At 61.6% G+C, this 1613-nt stretch carries 2 protein-coding genes; both read left to right on the top strand.

Annotated features, from left to right (window positions below; translation table 11 throughout):
• Window positions 1-40: 40 nt before the first annotated feature.
• Window positions 41-1048 carry a DNA-directed RNA polymerase subunit alpha gene (gene rpoA / locus ABNS06_RS03190; RefSeq protein WP_142949693.1) on the top strand — a complete coding sequence of 336 codons (1008 nt, stop codon included), beginning with the start codon at window positions 41-43 and terminating at the stop codon, window positions 1046-1048.
• Between the two features lie 60 nt (window positions 1049-1108).
• Entirely contained in the window at window positions 1109-1492 is a 384-nt protein-coding gene (rplQ, locus tag ABNS06_RS03185; protein WP_161385842.1) for a 50S ribosomal protein L17, read from the top strand.
• The last annotated feature ends 121 nt before the right edge of the window (window positions 1493-1613 follow it).

The following is a 1613-nucleotide window of genomic DNA, read 5'->3' as shown; positions in this document are numbered from 1 at the left end:
TCGAGCTGTACTCCAAGTAAGGACTGCCTGAGGGATCTCTATGACCGCCGTGAACGAATTTCTCACGCCCCGCTCGATCGCGGTCAACGCGATCAGCGAGACCCACGCCAAGGTCGTACTGGAGCCGCTGGAGCGTGGTTTCGGCCATACTCTGGGCACGGCGCTGCGCCGCATCCTGCTGTCCAGCATGCCTGGCTGCGCGATCACCGAAGTGGAGATCGACGGTGTACAGCACGAGTACTCCTCCATCGAGGGTGTGCAGGAAGATGTGATCAACATCCTCCTCAACCTGAAGGGCGTGGCCCTGAAGATGGAAGATCGCGAAGAAGCGACCCTGGAACTGGTCAAGAAAGGCCCGGGCGATGTTACCGCCGACGATATCCAGCGCGATCACAGCGTTGAGATCGTTAACCCGGACCACCTGATCTGCACCATCACCGGCGACACCGAACTGCGTGTGCGCCTGAAAGTGCAGAAAGGCCGTGGCTACGAAGCCGCCGACACTCGTCAGAGTGATGACGACGAAACCCGCGGCATCGGCCGCCTGCAGCTGGATGCCAGCTACAGCCCGGTGCGCCGCGTGGCGTACGTGGTGGAGGCCGCCCGGGTCGAGCAGCGTACCGACCTGGACAAGCTGGTGATCGATCTGGAAACCGATGGCACCATCGATCCGGAAGAGGCGATCCGCCGTGCCGCCACCATTCTGCAGCAGCAGATCGCGGTATTCGTGGATCTGGAGCAGGACGCCAAGCCCGAGCCGAAGCAAGAGCGCGAAGAGATCGATCCGATCCTGCTGCGCCCGGTGGACGACCTGGAGCTGACCGTTCGTTCCGCCAACTGCCTGAAGGCGGAGAATATCTACTACATCGGTGATTTGGTTCAGCGTACCGAGGTCGAGCTTCTCAAGACCCCGAACCTGGGCAAGAAGTCCCTCACCGAGATTAAGGATGTGCTGGCCTCCAAGGGCCTGTCGCTGGGCATGCGCCTGGAAAACTGGCCGCCGGTCAGTCTCCGGGATGATGACCGGCTTAACACCAAGTTGCGTTAATCAACCGCACTAACAGAGTTGTCATGGGCGCCTTGGCGTCCCTGAAATAGGAACAGAACCATGCGTCATCGCAAGAGCGGCAGAAAACTGAACCGGAACAGCTCACACCGTCAGGCCATGTTCCGCAACATGGCGGTGTCGCTGTTCGAACATGAAGCGATCAAAACCACCTTGCCGAAAGCCAAGGAGCTGCGTCGGGTGGCCGAGCCCCTGATCACCCTGGCCAAGGAAGACTCCGTGGCCAACCGTCGGCTGGCGTTCGACCGCACCCGGTCGAAGGAAATGGTCGGCAAGCTGTTCAATGAACTGGGCCCGCGCTACAAGGCGCGCCCGGGTGGCTACCTGCGTATCCTGAAGATGGGTTACCGGGCCGGCGACAACGCGCCCATGGCGTACGTCGAGCTGGTCGATCGCCCGGAAGGCGAAGCCGCCGAAGCCGAATAAGCCCGACGGCCGTTCGCGGCCAGGGCTGAAACGAAACCCCCGTGCCGGAGACGGCCGGGGGTTTTGTTTTGCCTGGTCATGCGACGCCCAGGCCCGTTGTAGGAGCGACTTCAGTCGCGAT

The sequence above is a fragment of the uncultured Abyssibacter sp. genome (assembly GCF_964000955.1).
Taxonomy (GTDB): domain Bacteria; phylum Pseudomonadota; class Gammaproteobacteria; order Nevskiales; family OUC007; genus Abyssibacter.
The sequence above is the reverse complement of the archived record's forward strand: the minus strand, read 5'-3'. Positions and strand labels throughout refer to the sequence as shown.